Genomic DNA, 16,881 nt, shown 5'->3' with positions numbered 1-16,881 from the left:
AACGCGGCGCGAGCGCGCCCGGTTTTCATGGACGCGTGGAATCCCTTGGTGTCCTGCCCAAAATCCGCGCCGGCCAGAGGCCGGGCGCTTATCGCGTCGAAAGACTGCTCTTGATCTCGGAGGATGACGGCATAAGCGCCGCCAGGCGCCGGTCGACCTTGGGAGGAGCGGCGAAGGCGCGCTTGAGCCTGGGCAGATCGAGATCGAGCGGACGGTCCGGCGGCAGCCGCACATTCTTGACCAGCATCACGGCGGGGGTGTCGAGCGCGAGCGTCTTGGACGCGGGTGTCTCGAACGCAGGCGTCTTGGGCGCGAATGCCAGCGGCGCGGATGCGAAGGAGGTGGAGGCGACGGGCGAGGCCGTTGCAACAGGCGCGGGCACGGCGGCTTCCGCCACCTGGAATGCCGGCTCCTCGATGCGCCGCCGCTCGGGCCGCTCGCCCTTCACGTAGAAGGCGTTGCCGCCGGCGACCGTCATGTAGTGCATGTTGGTGTAGCCGAAGCGCAGCCCGGCCGTGTGGAAATGCTTGGCCGGTCCGATCGTCTCATTGCGACGGCCGTTGAGGATGTCCTCGGCGATGGCCTCGATCTTCGGCAGGGTCTTTTCCGTCATCGGGCGCGTCAGGACGCCGGAGGCGAACTGGCGCGGAGCTCCGACCACGCCGCAGATCGTCTCAGGGTAGCGCGGCGATTCGATCCGGTTCATCACGACCGTGCCGACGCCGAGCAGGCCCGCCTCGCTCGACCGGTTCGATTCGAAATACATTGCCCGAACCAGGCATTCCTTTTCCCGGGGGTCGGCCTTCGCCAGGGCGACGGCGCGCTTGCGCGCGGCGGTGGGTTCCTTCGTCGTCGGTGCGGAGACCGCGGCCGTCTCGACGGGCGAGAGACTGCACGCACCCAGAGCCGGCGCCAGCAGCGAAATCAGAAGCGGGATCGATCTACTGCCGCGGCGGGCAACTCCGTGGGAACGGAGACCATGTGCAGCAATCGCGATCCGCTTCATGCGGTAACTCCTGGGTTCGGGATCCCGAATTGCCATGTGCGGCGCAGCGGGGTCACGGGCAAGGAAACCCATAACCCTTAACAGAAAGTTAATCCGGAAAGGAAGGGCAGAGGCAGGAAAGGGGGCTCCAGAGGGCGCTTCTTTCCGGCGGGAAGTTCACTAAGCTATTATTATTAAACGAAAATTTTAGCGTTCGGAGCGAAGAGGTTTCGTCCGCGGCGTCGTGATTGCCGCGCTGGAAAGGCAAGACATTCCGGCTGGAGCGAAGCGCTGAGCCGGCTTCCATGGCTGCCGCTGCACCGGAAACGCCCGAGAGCCTTGCGCGAAAAAGCAGGGCACCGGTTTTTCGTGGGAGCAATGCTCCTGGGGGGATTTTAGCTTGAACCACTCCGTCATTGCGAGCGCAGCGAAGCAATCCAGGGCGGCAGAGCTCGACGGCCCCTGGATTGCTTCGCTGCGCTCGCAATGACGGCCCGGATGGTATCGAAACGCAGCTGGGCATCGATCGCAGATCGAGTCCTGGATAGCGGCATGGCTCTTCTGACAACCAGCTGGTCCCCCGAGTGCTTCTCAACCCCCGAGTGCTTCCCAACCAGAGCTGATTGCCGTTGCGGGCCGGTCGCGTGCGCTTTTTGCAATGAAGAGCGCTTCAATTCCCCGTGCCGGGCAGGCGGGGTAGGGGCATGAAGGCGACGCCCTCCTCCTGCAGCATCTTGGCGTCGTCGGGTGTCGCCTCGCCATAGATGGCGCGGCCGTCGCTCTCGCCGTGATGGATCTTGATCGCCTCCTCGGCGAAGCGCTTGCCGACATTCTCGGCGTTCTCGGCGACATGCTTGTGCAGGGCCACAAGCATCTCCCGGAAGGCGATCTCCTTCTCGCCCATCAGGGCGACCGGAGCCGGCGCAGCAGGGGCCTCCGTCGTGGCTGCATCCGGTCCGGTCTCGGCCGGAGCGGCCCGCTCGCGATCGGTGCGCGCGACATTGGGCGCCATGATCGCGCGCTCGACCTTCGGGCTGCCGCAGAAGGGGCAGGTCACCAGCCCACGCCCGGCCTGCTCCTCGAAGCTCGCCGAGGTCGAGAACCAGCTCTCGAAGTCGTGGGCGTTGTCGCAGATGAGGGCGTAACGGATCATGTCAGTGCGAGGGACCGGTGCTGAATTGCATCTCCAGCAGGTAATCCCTTGCGAGCCCTTTGCAAGCAGCCTCTCCTGGCAAGTGGCTTTCCCGCCAAGCGGCCCTGCTGCGCCTCACGCCGCCAGCAGCTTGTCGAGCTCGCCGCGCGAGTCGAGCGCGTACAGATCATCGCAGCCGCCGACATGGCTGGCGCCGATGAAGATCTGCGGCACCGAGGTGCGCCCGCGCGCCTTGGCCGTCATCGCCTGGCGCAGCTCCGGCTTGCCGTCGACATCGATTTCCTCGAAGGCGACGCCCTTCTTCGTCAGCAGCGCTTTCGCCTCCTGGCAATAGGGGCACCAGGAGGTGGTGTAGATCGTGACCGGCGGCATGGAATGACCTTCGTGGATGGTGCGCTGCATCCTATCTAGTGCGCCGTCACGCGTCCGTCACCACCCGGGCGAAGGTCAGCACGTCGACCTGGGCAGCACCTGCGCGCAACAGGGCGCGGGCCGAGGCGTTGACGGTCGAGCCTGTGGTCAACACATCGTCGATCAGCAGGACGCGTCGCCCCTCGATCCGCGGCCGTGCCGCGAGCGGAACCTTGAACGCGCCCTGCAGATTCTCAGTGCGCTGCGCCCGCGTCAGCCCGACCTGCTGCCGCGTGCGCTTGACCCGCGCCAGCAGGTTCGGTGCGAGCGGGACCCGGCTCTGCCTCGCGACGACCTGGGCCAGCGCCGCGGCCTGGTTGAAGCGGCGGCTCCAGAGCCGGGTGCGATGCAGCGGCACCGGCACGATCATCTCGGCTTCCCCCAGTAATTCGCGCCCGGCCTGCGTCATCATCCGGCCCAGCGTCAGCGCCAGTTCGAGCCGGTCGTCATATTTCAGCCTGTGCACCAGTTCGCGCGCGGCACCGTCGAAACGGCAGACCGCGCGCGCCCGGCGGAAGACCGGCGGGTCGGCGATCGCGGCCGGCGAGAGCAGGCCCGCGCCGAGATCGACCGCAAAGGGCGTGCCGAGCCGCTCGCAGAAGGGGCGCTCGATGAAGCCGATGCCGGCCCAGCAGGCCGGGCAGAGCGCCTGCGCCTCCCCGGTCGCGGCATGGCAGGCGATGCAGCTCGGCGGATAGACGATGCCGAGCGCGGCGTTGAGCCCGGCGCGCAGCGCATGGCGGCCTCCAGCGAGAAGGCGGGCGCGCAATCCTGGTCTCCCCAAGGAGGGCTCGGCGGTGTCGATCGTCTCCAAACAGGCCTCCGCGAAGGAAATCCTATCAGTGATGGCCGGGGCGCTTCCCACGCCCCTGCCATTCCACTTTGTCATGCCTATCTGAGCCTTGTCGAATGCCGATGCCGCCGGGCGCGGGCGTGCTTGCCGAGCGTACGATATCTGGCAAATCATGCGGCGCCAGCCGCGATCCGAGGGTCATTTCCATGAGCCAATCCAGCTCTGCCAAGCCTGCCTTGTTCACGCCCTTTCGCCTCGGCGATATCGAACTCAGGAACCGCGTCGTCATGGCGCCGTTGACGCGCAATCGCGCGACGCGCGGCAATGACGCCCCCAATGATCTGAATGTCGAATATTACCGCCAGCGCGCCGGCGCCGGGCTGATCATCACCGAGGGCACGCAGGTTTCGCAGCAGGGCCAAGGCTATGTCTGGACGCCGGGCCTGTACAGCGACGCGCAGATCACCGGCTGGAAGGCCGTGACCGACGCCGTCCATGCGCAAGGCGGCAAGATCATCGCTCAGCTCTGGCATGTCGGCCGCGTCAGCCATGTCTCGCTGCAGCCGGATGGCCAGGCTCCGGTCAGCCCGTCGCCGATCACAGCCAAGACCAAGACCTATATCGAAAGCGGCTTCGCCGAGGTCTCGACCCCGCGCGAATTGGCGCTGGCGGAAATCCCCGCGATCATCGGCGAGTTCGTCGCGGCGGCCGAGAACGCCAAGGCCGCCGGCTTCGACGGCGTCGAACTGCACGGCGCCCATGGCTATCTGATCGACCAGTTCCTGCGCGACGATTCCAACAAGCGCAGCGATGCCTATGGCGGCTCGATCGAGAACCGCGTGCGCTTCGCGCTCGAGGCGGTCGCTGCCGTGTCGAAGGTGTTCGGCAAGGGCCGCGTCGGCATCCGCATCTCGCCGGTGAGCCCCGCCAATGATGCGCGCGATTCCGATCCGCAGGCGCTGTTCACCTATCTGGTGACCAGGCTCAGCGAGCAGGGCATCGCCTTCATCCATGTCGTCGAGGGTGCGACGCGCGAGGCGCGCGATTACCTGCCCTTCGACTATGGCGCGCTGCGCCGGGCCTTCAAGGGCGCCTATATCGCCAATAACGGCTTCAACCGCGAGCTCGCCATCGAAACCATCGAAAAGGGCGAGGCCGACGCCATCGCCTTCGGCCGGCTCTTCATCGCCAATCCCGATCTGGTCGCGCGATTGGAGCGCAACGCCCCGCTGAACGAACCTGATGTCGCGACCTTCTATGGCGGCGATGCGAAGGGCTATACCGACTATCCCGCTCTGGCCGACAAGGCGGCCTGAGCCGCCGGGCGCGGCCTCGACTGGCTCCGCGGCGATGGTCATGAGCCGTCGCCGCGAATTCCTTGCGGGCCATGCGCAAAAACAGTTGCAGAGCGGCCGCAGCCCGATTACACAGCAGCCCTTGCCGCGCTGCTCCCATCGTCTAGCGGTTAGGACGTCGCCCTCTCACGGCGAAAACTGGGGTTCGATTCCCCATGGGAGCGCCATTCGGCGCATCTGGGCGTTGATATCGTCTCGCTTTTCGGGATTTTCTCCAAGCTTCTGAGGCGAGGTTTGGGAAACTGTGTCCGCGCCACGTGCTTCCAGGCGCGAGGCGTGCCTTATCGGCATCCATTGAACACTGCGCCGCCGCTGGGGCGCTGATGGCTGATCTTCCTCCGCATGCTTGGCTGCGAGCCGTGGCCGGGATCAACGAGGTCCATCTGATCGCCGGCGTCTCCGGGGCTTTGTGCGCGGCTTGGTCGCTCGCAATCTGTCTTGGTGGCAGAGGCTGACGAGCGACGTCGGCGACCAGGCCGACGGCTATGCCAAGCCGGCCGTCACGCCGCTGTTGCGGCGCTGGCTCGAACTCTGGTCCTCGCAGACGGTGGACTTCGAGGGCAGCATCGGGTTTGCGCGCGGCCTCGTCGGCATGACAATCTGCGAGGCGCTGATCCGCTGGGCGCGGCGCTGGCGCTACAGGCCGATCTCGTTCCCGCCGCCCTCGACGCGGGGCGACGATCCGCTCTGATCCATTGCTGGGCTCACGCTCCGCCGTCGCGTGGGCCCCGTCAAGGGCCGCCCTCCTTTGGCGTATCCTCCCTAAACTTGGGCCGGGCTCCGAAAGCGGCTCGGCCCTTTTTGCTAGGGGCGTATGTATTCCTCGAATTGCTAAGGCACCCGCAAGGTAAATCCGTCAGCCTATGGCGTCGGCGAAGTCGAAACGGCGGCAACCGCACTCGGCTGAAACCCTCCCTGGTATGGTTCGCGGTCAATCCCATAACTCTTCAGTTCCTCGACCTGATCCCTCTTGAAACAATAGGGTAGAGGAGCAACTGCTCGAAAGCTCTGACGATAGGCGAGGTTCCAAGTCAAGGCTAGCGCGTCCCAGCGCGTCAACCGTTGCGAGAGCGTGAACAGAAGATGCTGGCAGATTTCCGTCACGGCCTTCGGCTGGGCGGATTGGAAGACAGCCGGATATGCCGCATTGATTGACGTGGCCAGCGCTTCCGGTTTAACCCCAACAGATTCGAGCGTCGTGTCGATCCCCACCAAGGTGTTCTGGTCGAACCGCCGGCTGCTGCCGTTGTCCGGAGCGATGATCGACCACTGGTTCGCACGTGTAATCACCAAAGACAGGCCAACATGCGACAGCGTCAGGCTCGCATGCTCAGGCTTGATTGTGTAGGTTCGTACGCCTGGAGCGATATTGAGATCTCGCGCTAGCGCCTTTGTCAGTCGTTCGAAGCTCTTCGCTCGCGCCTCAAGGTCCATTCTTAAATCGCCGGTCGTGAATGGCGTTTCGCCGGGATCTCTGCCGGTGATTGCATAATGCCCCAGCAGGATGCGCTCGCCCAAGCCAGGCCGGATAACACCCGCAATGCTTCCTGCAACTTCAATGATCTCCGTGAGTCGCCCTACAAACGTGACCGGGTCGAACGATGTATGTTGCGCCGCCGCTGTGAAGGTGATCGCGAAGTCATCCCTTGCTCGCACCATACCCAGCTTGATGTCACAGTTGGGTTTCGCGCGTTTAGCAGTGTCCACGCCAGATCCATCGGCAAAGAGCACGGCGCCGTCTGTCACGGACGATCGATCCAGCGCTCGATACGATAACTTATACGACGCAGAGATCGCGAACTTGCCCAAAAACGACCGCGATGCTTCGACCGCATCGGATAGGGTACCGCAGCCGTCATACGGTATTTTCACGGTGGAGTAGCCATCCTCCACAGCGCGCCTCGTTGTAAAACGCGGCTGACTCCCGAGTAGAAAGGCTATGTCAGTTACGCGTGCGTTCGTATTCTTCGGACGAAGGAAGTCGAAAATCGTTTGAGAAGATGCCGATCCAACAGGCAATGCAATGGCAGCCGCCAACGCCGCGAATAAAACTGAACGCATCGCCTTCCACCCCCATCTCACTAACGTCTTGATGGCAGATTATCTAGAACGACAATAAGCGCAAGGGTTGCATTCCCTTGCGTCGCAACCAGCCGTCTCAGGGGTAAGGCTCAACTGTATCGACTGGGCTTTCTGCCTGCAGCGATCAGCGTGCCGGTTCAAAATCTCAGCGTCAGAACCCACTCAAAGCGCCCTGCTCTTCAAACTCTTTAGGAAGCGCGCCGTGCCGGGCGAGTACATCAAGTGCGCTGACCTCGCCGGTTTCATCGTCGGCGGTGACATGGATCACCGCGAGTCCCTCGGCGGTGCGCGCCATTCGCTCTCCATCGTTCAGTGCATGGTGCTTCGTCTTCGCCAGTATCCGCGGCCCTGGCACGAGCCGCTTTCGATGCGTCTTGAACGGCTGGAGAAAGAACGTCTCGACATTGGCCTTGGCTTGACTCCGCAGGCAGTATTGTTCTCATTATGTTCTCATTTCCTGAGGGCGGGCGCAATGGCTGTGGAGCGGCTCGAAGAGACCGACGCTGCGACGGAGATTGAGTGCGAAATCGACGATCTCATTGCCGAGCATGGAAGCGAACGGGCGGCTGCGGGCGCTGCTGCACGACTTGACCGTGCTGCTGGAGGACGCCCACAGCTCGGTTTCTCATGGCTATCCGCGGGGCCTGTTTTCGAGCGGCGCTCGGCCTCCGGTGCCTGACGAAGAACCGTGAGCCAGGCGCCAACCGATGAGACGACACTTGAGCATTATCCTTGGATCGTCGTCCGCTTCCGCTGCACGCGCTGCCGGCGATACGGCGACTCACGCCTTGCGCGACTCGCGGAGAAGTTCGGCGCGACCGAGACCATCGAGGCGCTGATCGTGCGGTTTCATGCGACCTGTCCGAACCGGCCGCGGAGTCGAAACGGTCGCGTTGTCCTGACCAATGACCGCTGCGGCGGCTATTGCCCTGACCTTGGTTCGACCCATCCATCTGACCTCCCGCCCTCGCTGAGCGGCCTTACCTTGATCGAGGGCGGCAAGACGGACATGTTGCCAACTGAGCCTGCGGCCCATAAGCGCCGTAGACGTATCGGCGAGGACTAGCGCGCCATGTGCGGCCGATTTTCCCAGCACTACACCTGGCAGCAAATCCACAACTTCAGCAATCCGCTGACGCTGGCGGCCGGTCGCGGCAATCTCCAGCAGCGCTATAATATCGCGCCGACGACCAACGTGGACATCATCGTCCCGAGCGAGGCCGGCCGTGAGCTGATCAGTGCGCGGTGGTGGCTTGTGCCAGCGTGGTGGAAGAAATCGCTGAAGGAGGTCCCTTCAACCTTCAATGCGCGGGTTGAGACGGTCGATACGAGCCCAATGTTTCGCGACGCCTTCAGGCGCAAGCGCTGCATCGTGCCGGCTTCTGGTTTCTTCGAGTGGACCGGGCCGAAGACCGATCGCATCCCGCACTACTTCTCAGCCGCCGACGACGGCCTGTTGGGCATCGCAGGCCTATGGGAGAGGTGGCAGAGCCCCGAGGGCGAGGATGTCACCAGCTGCACCATGGTGGTGCGTGATGCCGACGAATGGACTGCGCGTTATCACGACCGCATGCTGTCCTTTCTTCAGCCCGAGGACTTCGACGCTTGGCTCTCGGGCTCGGCCGGCAAGGATTTGCTGCGAAAGACGCCGCCGAAGCTCCAAGAGTGGGTTGTCGACAAGCGGGTCAACAAGACCGGCCAGGGCGATGACGAACCGGCGACGATCGAACGAGATTCATGAAAGAGACGAAATGGAAAGTTTTCCCTGGGGCAACCTAATAACGGCTATCAGCACGCTGTTCGCTGTGATTCTCACAGCGACGATCACATCGCGCAGAGGCTTCCGCGCTAAACTGTGGGACCTCAAACGAGAGGCATACGGCGAGATCCTGCACAATCTACGAGAGGGTATCGCCCATCTACAGGAGGTTGCCGCTTCGCAGCGTGCAGGGAACAACGACGCTGCCATCGCCGCGAATAGGCGGGTGGAAGAAGCAGCAAACGCTGCAAGGATCTGCGTCGTGCGCGGGAGCGTATTTTTACCGGAACACTTCTTGGCGGCCTATGACGAATATACTGCGGAACTCTTGAAGGCGGCCACCAGCGAAAACGAAGACCGCGTCCAGGCCGAGATCGCGGTCATCCAGTCCCATCGCATAAAGCTCCAGCAGCTTGCCCGCAGCGAGATCATGAAGGGGTAGCCCTGTTCTCGGCATCCAAGCAGTCCGTTTTCCGCGCGTAGCTCTTGCACCAGTTCCGACTGGATGCGGGCTGACGCCGGCACGGACTACGCCCATCGCAACCAAAACGCTTCAAGGCTTTTGCGATAGTCCTCAAGGAAAAAGTCGAGTGGCAGGGTAGCCTGTTTGGCGCCTCGGGCGAGCTCAACCCAGATCTCGACCGTAGACTTAGTGACGTCGAAGAGATCCCGGTATGTCGCAATCTCGATCGTCGGTTTAGGCCGCGTGATGTGAGCGAGAAGCTTATTCCGCATCTTTCTCAGTTTTGCGAGACGAGTGTCGTTCTCGATAGCTTCGAATAGTTGGACCGCATTGAGCAGATGCGCTTGCAAGGTCGCGTCTCGTTCCTCGCTCGACCGGCTCCTCAAAAAGTCGATCGCTGTTCGCATATGACGGTCGTCGCAATGGTTCACAGGAGCAAAGGCGCGACAGACAACGACGTGCAGGCGGAATAATGCGGCGTCGCCCATATGTATCGCGGCTTCGAGCGCACCCTGCCGCGCCAGTTCTTGGACGACCGCCGGGCGATTGCCGCGCTCGACGATTTCGATTGCCGCTAGGCATTCGACCGCGTCGTGAAAGCAGGATAGCGCGACTTCCCGCAGGTCGTTCCAATTTTGCAGCGGCACCGGCGCCGGCTTCGGCTTCTTCATCGCATTATTTCCTGAGCCGGTCGGCGGTCGCCCTCGCTAAGCGAACGGCCCCGCCGGCATCAGCCTCGCGACGCTCCCTTAGGCGGTCCTCAAGCAGCTCGAGGCTCCGCAGGGCGGCACCAGGTACGGGTGCCGGCAGTTCGTTCCGGGTCGGCTGCCGGCGATCGGGGACTTTTGCCCGTTGCGCTGCCTGGCAGAGCTCTATCATGCGTCGCACTTCGGCCAGCGACGTGTATTCCCACCTCCCGATAATCCACGTCTCGAGACGGCCCCGGTCACGCTCGGCGCGCAGGGTGCGAACGGTCATGGAGCCATCTGGGAATACCTGCGCTGCGGCCGTATCGAGCAACAGTGAGGCGTCAAGTCGATGTTCTCGGCAGCGGGCGAGAGCGCTGACCTTGGTTCAGTTTCGAACCGGATTAGGTTTGCTTTCGGCGGCGTCGTCATTGTCGCCACATCTGTCCGAGCTCTTGATCGAACCACATTTCGGCCATCTGCTTCGCGCCGATGGTCGCGCGAAAACTGAATACGTGGGAGTATCCCTTCTCATCCATCCATTGGCTGAAAGCTAAGAAACTGGGCGGATTTGTTGCTGCGTGTGGAATGCCCCGCTCGTCCGCCCAAACTTTGCATAGTCGGCGGATATGGGCTTCCGCATCAGCTTGCGTGATTTCTGCCATTGGCCTTCTCTAAATCCATCAGCGCCCGTCACGGCACGGCTCCGCGCTCTCGCGCGAGCTCAATCAGGGCGTCGCAAAAGAGGAGGCTGCCCATTCCAAGGCCTCCATTATGAGCTGTTCCTTGGTCTGCATCCCATTTCTACTAGTGCGGACCACCTTGATCCTTGCGCGCCCGGGCTTGTGTAAGAGCCTTTCGACGAAAGCCGGATCGAGTGTGTACTTATTCGCGAGTTCCTCCGCGACGTCTCCCCGGATTGTTGGCCCCTCGTCACCAGCGACCTTGAATTCAAACTCGAGCTTCTCCGGCAGCAATCCTTGCAGCACACCGTCAACCGTTTCGACGCTTTCAGTGATCTCGACCTCATTCAGCCGTTTCGAAAGACGATCGACGTCCGAAATGCCCATGGTCAGTTGGTTCTGGTCGCCAGCAATTCGCGTGCTGGCTCCCGCCTCAAAAAGCACCTTTGTGAACTTCTGAATGGCTTGGACGACCCGAGGCTCGGATTCTGCAACGATGCGCTGAAACTCGTCGTCTCCTGCGGAATTCAGCCGGTCCAACAGCTCAGTGGTGCTTTCGACCGCCGCTTTGAGCTTTGTCGGCAGCAATTCAGCCTGTTCCACGCGCTCTTCCAAGACGAAACCCATGGATCCGCGCACGAGATCTCGGATGTACAGATTACTGTTTCTGCGCCCGGGTAAACGGCCGCGTTTTGGGAGCGCACCAGGATCTCCAGCGGCCTGTCGCTCTTGCTCGGCAAGACGCGCGGCAATCAGCTTCTGGAAAGTCGTCAGAGCGTCAGTGGTGAAGTCGACGCGGATATCCGTCGAACTGATCACCGGGTTTCCTTCGAATATCAGGGCGACTGATGCGTAGCTCGAGCTCGCCGCAGCCAACGTTTTGATCTGCCTGTTGATCTCAGCCAAGCGGCTTCGCCACATGGCGAGCGTCGTTCCCCACGGATCGTCTTGGGCGTCGGCGAGCTGTCGCTCGACATATTGCTTGTCGGATTCCAGTATCTTCAGCGCGTGGAGCGTCGCCATCATGGGCCTCCAATCGTCGCCAGTGCGGCCTGGTCTCCAGCGACGTCCAATGGCACGGCCGCGAAACCCTTCCATTCATGACTGGTCCGCCGGTGAGAAAACAGGCTGTACCAGTAAATCGTTTGTTGAATCAGGCTAGCAGGGCTGTTCGGGTTAAAAATTATTGCGTAGCAATCGAGAGAAAAACGAGCTTTATTTTTCGGTTGATCGATTATCTCATCGTTCCAAAATGCAGAACCGCCGGAATTCCAAGCCGGCATATTCCCAATGTACTTGGCTGGAAGTGACAAAATACTGAAAACATCGATATCCGACGGGTTCCTAGATTCGATCTGCTCAATGTTTTCGACGAAGCTGCCGTCAATAAATTGGAGCCCGTCGGTATAGTCATCTGCGGCTATCAGCGCCCGATAGGCGATCAAATTCCGCAGCAATTTCTTGCGGTGGTCACTTGTGCCGAAAGCCGCACATAGCTCCGTCATGTTGCAGAAATAGGGCGAGCGGTCAGCCGTGGCCGGATCGCTGCCGTTGAACGGAGGCAACAGGCCACGCAGGTCGAAAACTGGTAGAGCCAAGCGATCCCCAATCATCGGCTTGTCGGTAGAATGGAAGCATTTCCCTTAAATCGGGTAAACCCGAAGGAAGCTCTCGAACTATCGGTACGGACCATCGAAATTGTTGAGCCAGCGCTTTCGGGACGCTGTCATGAAAGAGCATGCTCGCAGCCGACGGCGCTATAACTGGACGCGAGGTGCCGGCCTATCCCCGCCAGCCCGCACACTGCCCGTTTGATTTGCGATAGCCAGGGCCACTCTTTGATCCGCAGCCGCCGCGGGCGTCCCGATATGCTTCTCGACCGATGAAGCTTTCTTGTGCGACAGCCGCCTGCTTGAGGCCTGCCGCCGGAAGCGCTGCCGTTGCTGCGGCCGTCATTGACAATAGGGCTGCAACGGCTGTTGCGCTCGCCATAGCGCAATTCCTGATCATGAAGCCCCCCGATTGTCATTACCCAGGGTAAAAGAGCACACGGATTGCGAGTGTGTCGAGTCGACCTTTCGCCTATAGGTAAAGGGAGCAGCCCACCGTGCCATGGCCACTGGCAACCGCACGGCGCAGTCAGCGTGTGAACATCGCCAGGAGCATCGTGCCAAGCTGATTGCCGCAAACAAGCCGCAGTGGGTTCCGGAGGGGACCGTCAAGCCCGGCGGCCGCGGGTCAGCCGCGGCTGGCGCCAGACCACAACCCGCAGCCGCTATAGGTCGACGAAGGCCGGATCCTAGCAGCGTGGCTCCTCGGGTCTCAGTCGATCAGGCGGCTCACGCTTCGCGGCAGCGCCCTCAGCAGCGCAATTTCCTCGTCCCACAACTCGGAATCTGGGTCGAAGCCCAATTCGCTGTCAAAGTGCTGTGAAACGTGACGAGCATAGTTCGCGAGCTCGGCAAGCGAGCTCGGGTGGCTGTCGGCGAGATCAGTCATTGCGCTCCTGAGCCGGAGGCAAGATGCGGCACTTTCCGCAACCGCCGCCTCCATGCCGTCGTAGCCAGCGGCTTCAATCGTCAGGCGTACAGTGGCCCCATAGTGTATCCGCGCCGCCTGAAAAGCGAAGAGTTTGCGAGTGAAGGCGGATTCGCCGGCGGGCAAAGAAGTAGCGGTCGCGACAATCATATGCGTTGTCATTGTCGTGTTCTCCGGTTGGTTCGAGAAAGCCATTCCAGCGAATGGGCTGGGAACTAAAAGCCGATCGCGACCTCGAGTTATGCAGCGATCGTTGCAGCGGTGGTTAAGTTGAGGCGAACGCTCTCGGTCGCTTTTTCGACGTCGAATGAGGGCCAGGAGGTTTGGGGAGCGCCGCGAAAACGCCTTACGATTCAATGACGCCTTTGCGCCCCAAACCTCGATCTAACGCATTGTCAGCGTTGAAAAGACTGACTTCCCATGGGAGCGCCATCGGCGCCGCGCTGCGAACACCCTCATTTTCTAGCCGACCCCGTCCTGGCATTGCCGGGACGCCCCTGTATTCACGCAGCCTGATCCGCGACCCAGTTCGTCAGCACGGCGCAGGCGTCCAGGACATCGTCGATCTCCATCGTTTCATGGGGATTGTGGCTGTCGTTTTCGTTGCGCACGAAGATCATGCCGACGGGGACGCCTGCGGCCGCGCGCCGGCTATCGCGGCGGATGCCTGCGGGTGGCGACTGTTCAGGGAGGCGTGTCGCCCATGATCGCGGATGGTCGGGCGCTGGTGGCCGTGCTACCGCGCCCCCTCAGCGATGGGGGACGTGGATGAGCTTGATAAAAGCATTTCAGATCGAAGTGACCTCGGCGACACAGACCTCGAAGCAGGTCTTCTTTGTCGAAGCGGACTCGGAAGAGGCTGCAGTCCAGGCCCTGGCTGCCCATTCGGGCTTGCTGCCAGATCCGGTCTTCAAACTGCAGCGGCGCCTGAGCGATTCAGAACTTGATCTGCACCAGATCGGCCCTGGCACAATCAGTCAGTGGATTTAGGCCACCTGCGGTGTGGGTGGATCAAGCCTGCCGCCGGCCAGAGCCGGCCGCGGCCTGGAGTGCCGGGCCAACAGCAGCGCTGACGCAGCCTCTGGCGCACCCGACCCGTTGCCACCATCTACCGTCTGAGGGCGCCAGCGCGTCCGTGGGCGGGTGTGTGCGATGTGTGAAGGACTCTCCGATTCTGAACTGCAACGGCTCGGGCAGTTGATCTATCTTGAGATGGCCAAGCAGCTCGGTCGCGATGCGCGCAGCATGATCGACGCTGATCACGATCTCCGTGCCGTTGTCGTCGACGGGTCTGTGGATCTGGTTAAGGTCGCGGCCGTGGTTGCCAAGCGGTATTGTGTGAGTTTGCCTGACGTCGAGATTGTCACTGAGGTGGCGCCGGTCGCGAGCCCCTGCGAGCGTCGCTCAAGAGCAGCGCGAGCCGAGTGAGCACCGGCGTCGTAGCCGGATCGATCCCGGTGCCGTGCACCATGTCGCCGAGCCGCTCATCCTGCCTGAGCCATCCGATCCAACCTCTCTCGGGGGGAAGCCCTCGATTCTCCTTTTCGAGATTGCTGGCCCTGTTCTCGAAGCCGGCAGTCGGCATGTGCGGAGCGTTGGCTGCGATGTCCGAGATCTGCACGATCTGCGCGTCGGGCAGCGTGAGCGACGTTGAGCTCGTCGCATCAGGCGCTTTCGAGCGAAGTGGACAATGGTTCGCGTGAAGAAAACGCGTTGAAACAAGGAGCTAGGGCTGTTGAACGATCCAATTGGATCGGAAACGGCTCTTGATCTGGAATCAGAGGGCCTCGCCCGTGACGGCGGGCCGGACCGGCTTCGAGGCCGGTGCGCTCTTGCTGGCTTCTCCGTAGCCGCGGCCGTAATACGCCTCCAGCCTGACCTGCACGAGGTTCCACAAGCTCGTCAGCGCGAGATAATAGACTGCGGCCACCAGATAGAGTTCCAGCACCTCGAACTTCTGCTGCATCAGCATCTGGCTGCGCCGCATCAGCTCCTCCATCGAGATGATCGAGGCCAGCGAGGTTGCCTTGAGCAGGCCGTTCAGCGAATTGCCCAGGGGCGGGATGATCAGGCGCAGCACCTGCGGCAGCAGCACGAGGCGCAATGTGTGCCAGCGCGACAGGCCGAGCGCCTTGGCCGCCTCCCTTTGCCCCCTGGCGATGCCGTTGAAGCCGCCGCGGATGGTTTCCGACAGATAGGCCGCCTCATTGAGGCTGAGCGAGAGCAGGGCCGACATCAGGACACCGAAACGGATGCCGATCTGCGGCAGCGCGGTGTAGATGATGACGAGTTGCACCAGGAGCGGCGTGCCCCGGAAGACCCAGACATAGAACGCCGCCGGCGCCGAGAGGATGCGGCGCGGCGACATGCGCGCCAGCGCGACCACGAGGCCGAGCACGAGCCCGATGATCATGGTGGTGACGGTCAGGCCGATCGTCACCAGGACGCCTTCGAGCAGATAGGTGTTGGTGAGGTAGGACAGGAAAGCGTGGACGTCGAACATCTTCCCGCCCCTCTCCGGTTCAGTTGGCCGGGCCGTCGCCGCGGATGGCGAAGCTCGTCGCGGCAAGCTTGGTCATGCCGAACTTCTCGAACAGCTTGTCGTAGGTGCCCTCCATGCGGATCGCGGTGAGCGCCTCGGCCACGGCTTGGGCCACCTTCTTGTCGCGGAAGGCGAAGGTGATGTCGGTGCCGGCGACATCCTTCAGCCAGATCTTGGCGATGCCGCGCTGCACCAGGGCGTTGGCGGTCTCGTTGATGTTGATCGCGGCCTCGAGTTGCCCGGCGCGGAGCGCGGCCGAGGTCTCGGTGACGGTCGAGAATGTCCGGAAATCGATCGGCTTCAGGCCCTTGGCGACCATCTCGGCGTTGAACTCGCGCGACTTGCGCTCCTGATAGGTCGCAGTCTCGACGCCGACGACGCGCCCGGCGAGATCCTCGAATGTCTCGAGCTTCAGGCTCGATTTGGGGTCGGTGTAGATGCTGAGCGCCTGCTGGGCGTAAGGCACCATGAACAGGATCTTCGAGCGCTCCTCGGTCCAGAACAGCCCGGTATTGATCGTGTCGAAGCGGCTGGCGCGCAGGCCCGGGATCATCGGCGGGAAATCCATCCGGACGAAGACCGGCTCAAGGCAGATGTGCTTGGCGATCTCCTTGGCGAGCTCGACGTTCAGGCCCTGCAATTCGCCCTTCTCGTCGACGAATTGTTGCGGCGGCAAGGTCGGGTTGATCGCCATCTGCCATTTGCCGGCCTCGATCAGGCTGGCGGCCGGCACCTTGGAGGTGCAGCTCTGGGCGTCGGCGCTGCTCGCCAGGCAGACGAAGACGGCGAGGGCGGAAAGGGTCTTGAAAAGGCGCATCGCGTGGTCTCCCGTGCAGAAGAATGAATGGCGGAGCGGGCGTTCCCTCGGTCTTTTCTTGGTTCGGTCGTCTTGGTTGTGTTGTCTTGGTCCCGTTGTCTTGCTTCTGTTGTCTTGGGCCCGCGTCGGCGGCTCAGTCCTCCGCGTGCCGCGTCAGGATCAGCGAGACGTGGCGGGCTTCCGTCACCACCTCGTCGCGCTGGTTGATCAGGTCGAGCGCCTCGACGACGATGCCGCGGTCGGGATTGCGGGTCGGGCGTTTCTCGACGAAGCGGAAGCGCACGCGCAGGCTGTCGCCGGCGACGACCGGCGCCTTGAAGCGGACCGCGTCCCAGCCAAGCGAGGCGATCGAGGTTTCCTCGTAGAGCTTCAGCTCCGACTTCAGCCCTTCCATCAGCGACAGGCCGTAGAGCCCATGCGCGATCACGGCAGGGAAGCCGCGCGAACGGGCATAGCCCTCGTCCAGATGCAGCGGATGATGATCGCGCGTGACATCGGCGAAGGCGGCGATGTCGGCGGGCGTGACGCTGTGCGGCGCACTCTCGAACTGCGCCCCCAGTTCGATATCCTCGTAGTAGAGATTGGTCGTCGCTGTCGCGCTCATGGCATCCCCG

At 62.4% G+C, this 16,881-nt stretch carries 20 protein-coding genes and 1 tRNA gene; 8 read left to right on the top strand and 13 right to left on the bottom strand.

Going from position 1 to position 16,881, the window contains the following annotated elements:
• Positions 1-88: 88 nt before the first annotated feature.
• From BMZ97_RS09620 to BMZ97_RS09605, 4 genes are all read right to left on the bottom strand, one after another.
• Positions 89-1,006 (bottom strand): cell wall hydrolase, encoded by a 918-nt coding sequence (locus BMZ97_RS09620; protein ID WP_092167763.1) that lies wholly within the window; start codon positions 1,004-1,006, stop codon positions 89-91.
• A 649-nt stretch (positions 1,007-1,655) separates the two neighbouring features.
• Entirely contained in the window at positions 1,656-2,138 is a 483-nt protein-coding gene (locus BMZ97_RS09615) for a DUF1178 family protein (RefSeq protein ID WP_092167762.1), read from the bottom strand.
• Between the two features lie 114 nt (positions 2,139-2,252).
• Complete coding sequence (gene grxC / locus BMZ97_RS09610; protein ID WP_092167760.1) at positions 2,253-2,510, bottom strand: glutaredoxin 3; 258 nt, start codon at positions 2,508-2,510, stop codon at positions 2,253-2,255.
• 46 nt (positions 2,511-2,556) lie between these two features.
• A complete protein-coding gene (locus tag BMZ97_RS09605; protein ID WP_244546318.1) occupies positions 2,557-3,318 on the bottom strand; it encodes a ComF family protein in 762 nt (253 codons plus the stop codon).
• A gap of 230 nt (positions 3,319-3,548) precedes the next feature.
• Here BMZ97_RS09605 and BMZ97_RS09600 point away from each other — a divergent pair, with 230 nt between their 5' ends.
• The 3 genes from BMZ97_RS09600 to BMZ97_RS09590 all read left to right on the top strand — a co-directional run bounded on the left by BMZ97_RS09600 (position 3,549) and on the right by BMZ97_RS09590 (position 5,388).
• Entirely contained in the window at positions 3,549-4,658 is a 1,110-nt protein-coding gene (locus BMZ97_RS09600) for an alkene reductase (protein WP_092168907.1), read from the top strand.
• 131 nt (positions 4,659-4,789) lie between these two features.
• A tRNA-Glu gene (locus tag BMZ97_RS09595) sits at positions 4,790-4,864 on the top strand.
• Positions 4,865-5,115: 251 nt separating this feature from the next.
• On the top strand, positions 5,116-5,388 hold the full coding sequence (locus BMZ97_RS09590; protein WP_139221187.1) for a hypothetical protein: 273 nt from the start codon (positions 5,116-5,118) through the stop codon (positions 5,386-5,388).
• A gap of 170 nt (positions 5,389-5,558) precedes the next feature.
• Here the strand turns inward: BMZ97_RS09590 and BMZ97_RS09585 are convergent, their stop codons facing one another.
• Positions 5,559-6,590 (bottom strand): hypothetical protein, encoded by a 1,032-nt coding sequence (locus tag BMZ97_RS09585; protein WP_092167755.1) that lies wholly within the window; start codon positions 6,588-6,590, stop codon positions 5,559-5,561.
• A gap of 391 nt (positions 6,591-6,981) precedes the next feature.
• Between BMZ97_RS09585 and BMZ97_RS30680 the strand changes: the two genes are divergently transcribed.
• The 3 genes from BMZ97_RS30680 to BMZ97_RS09570 all read left to right on the top strand — a co-directional run bounded on the left by BMZ97_RS30680 (position 6,982) and on the right by BMZ97_RS09570 (position 8,980).
• Entirely contained in the window at positions 6,982-7,458 is a 477-nt protein-coding gene (locus tag BMZ97_RS30680) for a hypothetical protein (protein WP_139221186.1), read from the top strand.
• A gap of 393 nt (positions 7,459-7,851) precedes the next feature.
• On the top strand, positions 7,852-8,520 hold the full coding sequence (locus tag BMZ97_RS09575; RefSeq protein ID WP_092167754.1) for an SOS response-associated peptidase: 669 nt from the start codon (positions 7,852-7,854) through the stop codon (positions 8,518-8,520).
• A gap of 10 nt (positions 8,521-8,530) precedes the next feature.
• Positions 8,531-8,980 carry a hypothetical protein gene (locus BMZ97_RS09570; protein ID WP_092167752.1) on the top strand — a complete coding sequence of 150 codons (450 nt, stop codon included), beginning with the start codon at positions 8,531-8,533 and terminating at the stop codon, positions 8,978-8,980.
• An 86-nt stretch (positions 8,981-9,066) separates the two neighbouring features.
• Here the strand turns inward: BMZ97_RS09570 and BMZ97_RS09565 are convergent, their stop codons facing one another.
• The 5 genes from BMZ97_RS09565 to BMZ97_RS09545 all read right to left on the bottom strand — a co-directional run bounded on the left by BMZ97_RS09565 (position 9,067) and on the right by BMZ97_RS09545 (position 13,070).
• Entirely contained in the window at positions 9,067-9,672 is a 606-nt protein-coding gene (locus BMZ97_RS09565) for an AbiU2 domain-containing protein (protein WP_092167750.1), read from the bottom strand.
• A gap of 443 nt (positions 9,673-10,115) precedes the next feature.
• Positions 10,116-10,352 (bottom strand): hypothetical protein, encoded by a 237-nt coding sequence (locus tag BMZ97_RS30675; protein WP_139221185.1) that lies wholly within the window; start codon positions 10,350-10,352, stop codon positions 10,116-10,118.
• 63 nt (positions 10,353-10,415) lie between these two features.
• A complete protein-coding gene (locus tag BMZ97_RS09555) occupies positions 10,416-11,393 on the bottom strand; it encodes a hypothetical protein (protein ID WP_092168904.1) in 978 nt (325 codons plus the stop codon).
• Complete coding sequence (locus BMZ97_RS09550; protein ID WP_092167747.1) at positions 11,393-11,983, bottom strand: DUF6932 family protein; 591 nt, start codon at positions 11,981-11,983, stop codon at positions 11,393-11,395. The genes BMZ97_RS09555 and BMZ97_RS09550 overlap by 1 nt, the downstream gene beginning before the upstream one ends.
• A 709-nt stretch (positions 11,984-12,692) precedes the next feature.
• The gene (locus BMZ97_RS09545) at positions 12,693-13,070 is read right to left on the bottom strand and encodes a hypothetical protein (RefSeq protein WP_139221184.1); all 378 of its coding nucleotides are present in this window, start codon (positions 13,068-13,070) and stop codon (positions 12,693-12,695) included.
• Positions 13,071-13,676: 606 nt separating this feature from the next.
• Between BMZ97_RS09545 and BMZ97_RS09540 the strand changes: the two genes are divergently transcribed.
• Together BMZ97_RS09540 and BMZ97_RS09535 are read left to right on the top strand one after the other, a co-directional pair.
• Entirely contained in the window at positions 13,677-13,898 is a 222-nt protein-coding gene (locus BMZ97_RS09540; RefSeq protein ID WP_092167743.1) for a hypothetical protein, read from the top strand.
• 162 nt (positions 13,899-14,060) lie between these two features.
• Complete coding sequence (locus BMZ97_RS09535; RefSeq protein WP_092167741.1) at positions 14,061-14,336, top strand: hypothetical protein; 276 nt, start codon at positions 14,061-14,063, stop codon at positions 14,334-14,336.
• Positions 14,337-14,685: 349 nt separating this feature from the next.
• Here the strand turns inward: BMZ97_RS09535 and BMZ97_RS09530 are convergent, their stop codons facing one another.
• The 3 genes from BMZ97_RS09530 to BMZ97_RS09520 form a co-directional block, all read right to left on the bottom strand.
• Entirely contained in the window at positions 14,686-15,411 is a 726-nt protein-coding gene (locus BMZ97_RS09530; protein WP_092167739.1) for an amino acid ABC transporter permease, read from the bottom strand.
• A gap of 19 nt (positions 15,412-15,430) precedes the next feature.
• The gene (locus tag BMZ97_RS09525) at positions 15,431-16,267 is read right to left on the bottom strand and encodes an ABC transporter substrate-binding protein (protein ID WP_092167737.1); all 837 of its coding nucleotides are present in this window, start codon (positions 16,265-16,267) and stop codon (positions 15,431-15,433) included.
• A 133-nt stretch (positions 16,268-16,400) separates the two neighbouring features.
• Complete coding sequence (locus BMZ97_RS09520) at positions 16,401-16,871, bottom strand: MaoC family dehydratase (RefSeq protein ID WP_092167736.1); 471 nt, start codon at positions 16,869-16,871, stop codon at positions 16,401-16,403.
• Positions 16,872-16,881 lie beyond the last annotated feature (10 nt).

It is taken from the genome of Allobosea sp. OK403 (assembly GCF_900113835.1).
In the GTDB taxonomy this organism is placed as follows: Bacteria; Pseudomonadota; Alphaproteobacteria; order Rhizobiales; family Beijerinckiaceae; genus Allobosea.
This window is presented reverse-complemented; position numbering and strand designations above follow the sequence as displayed.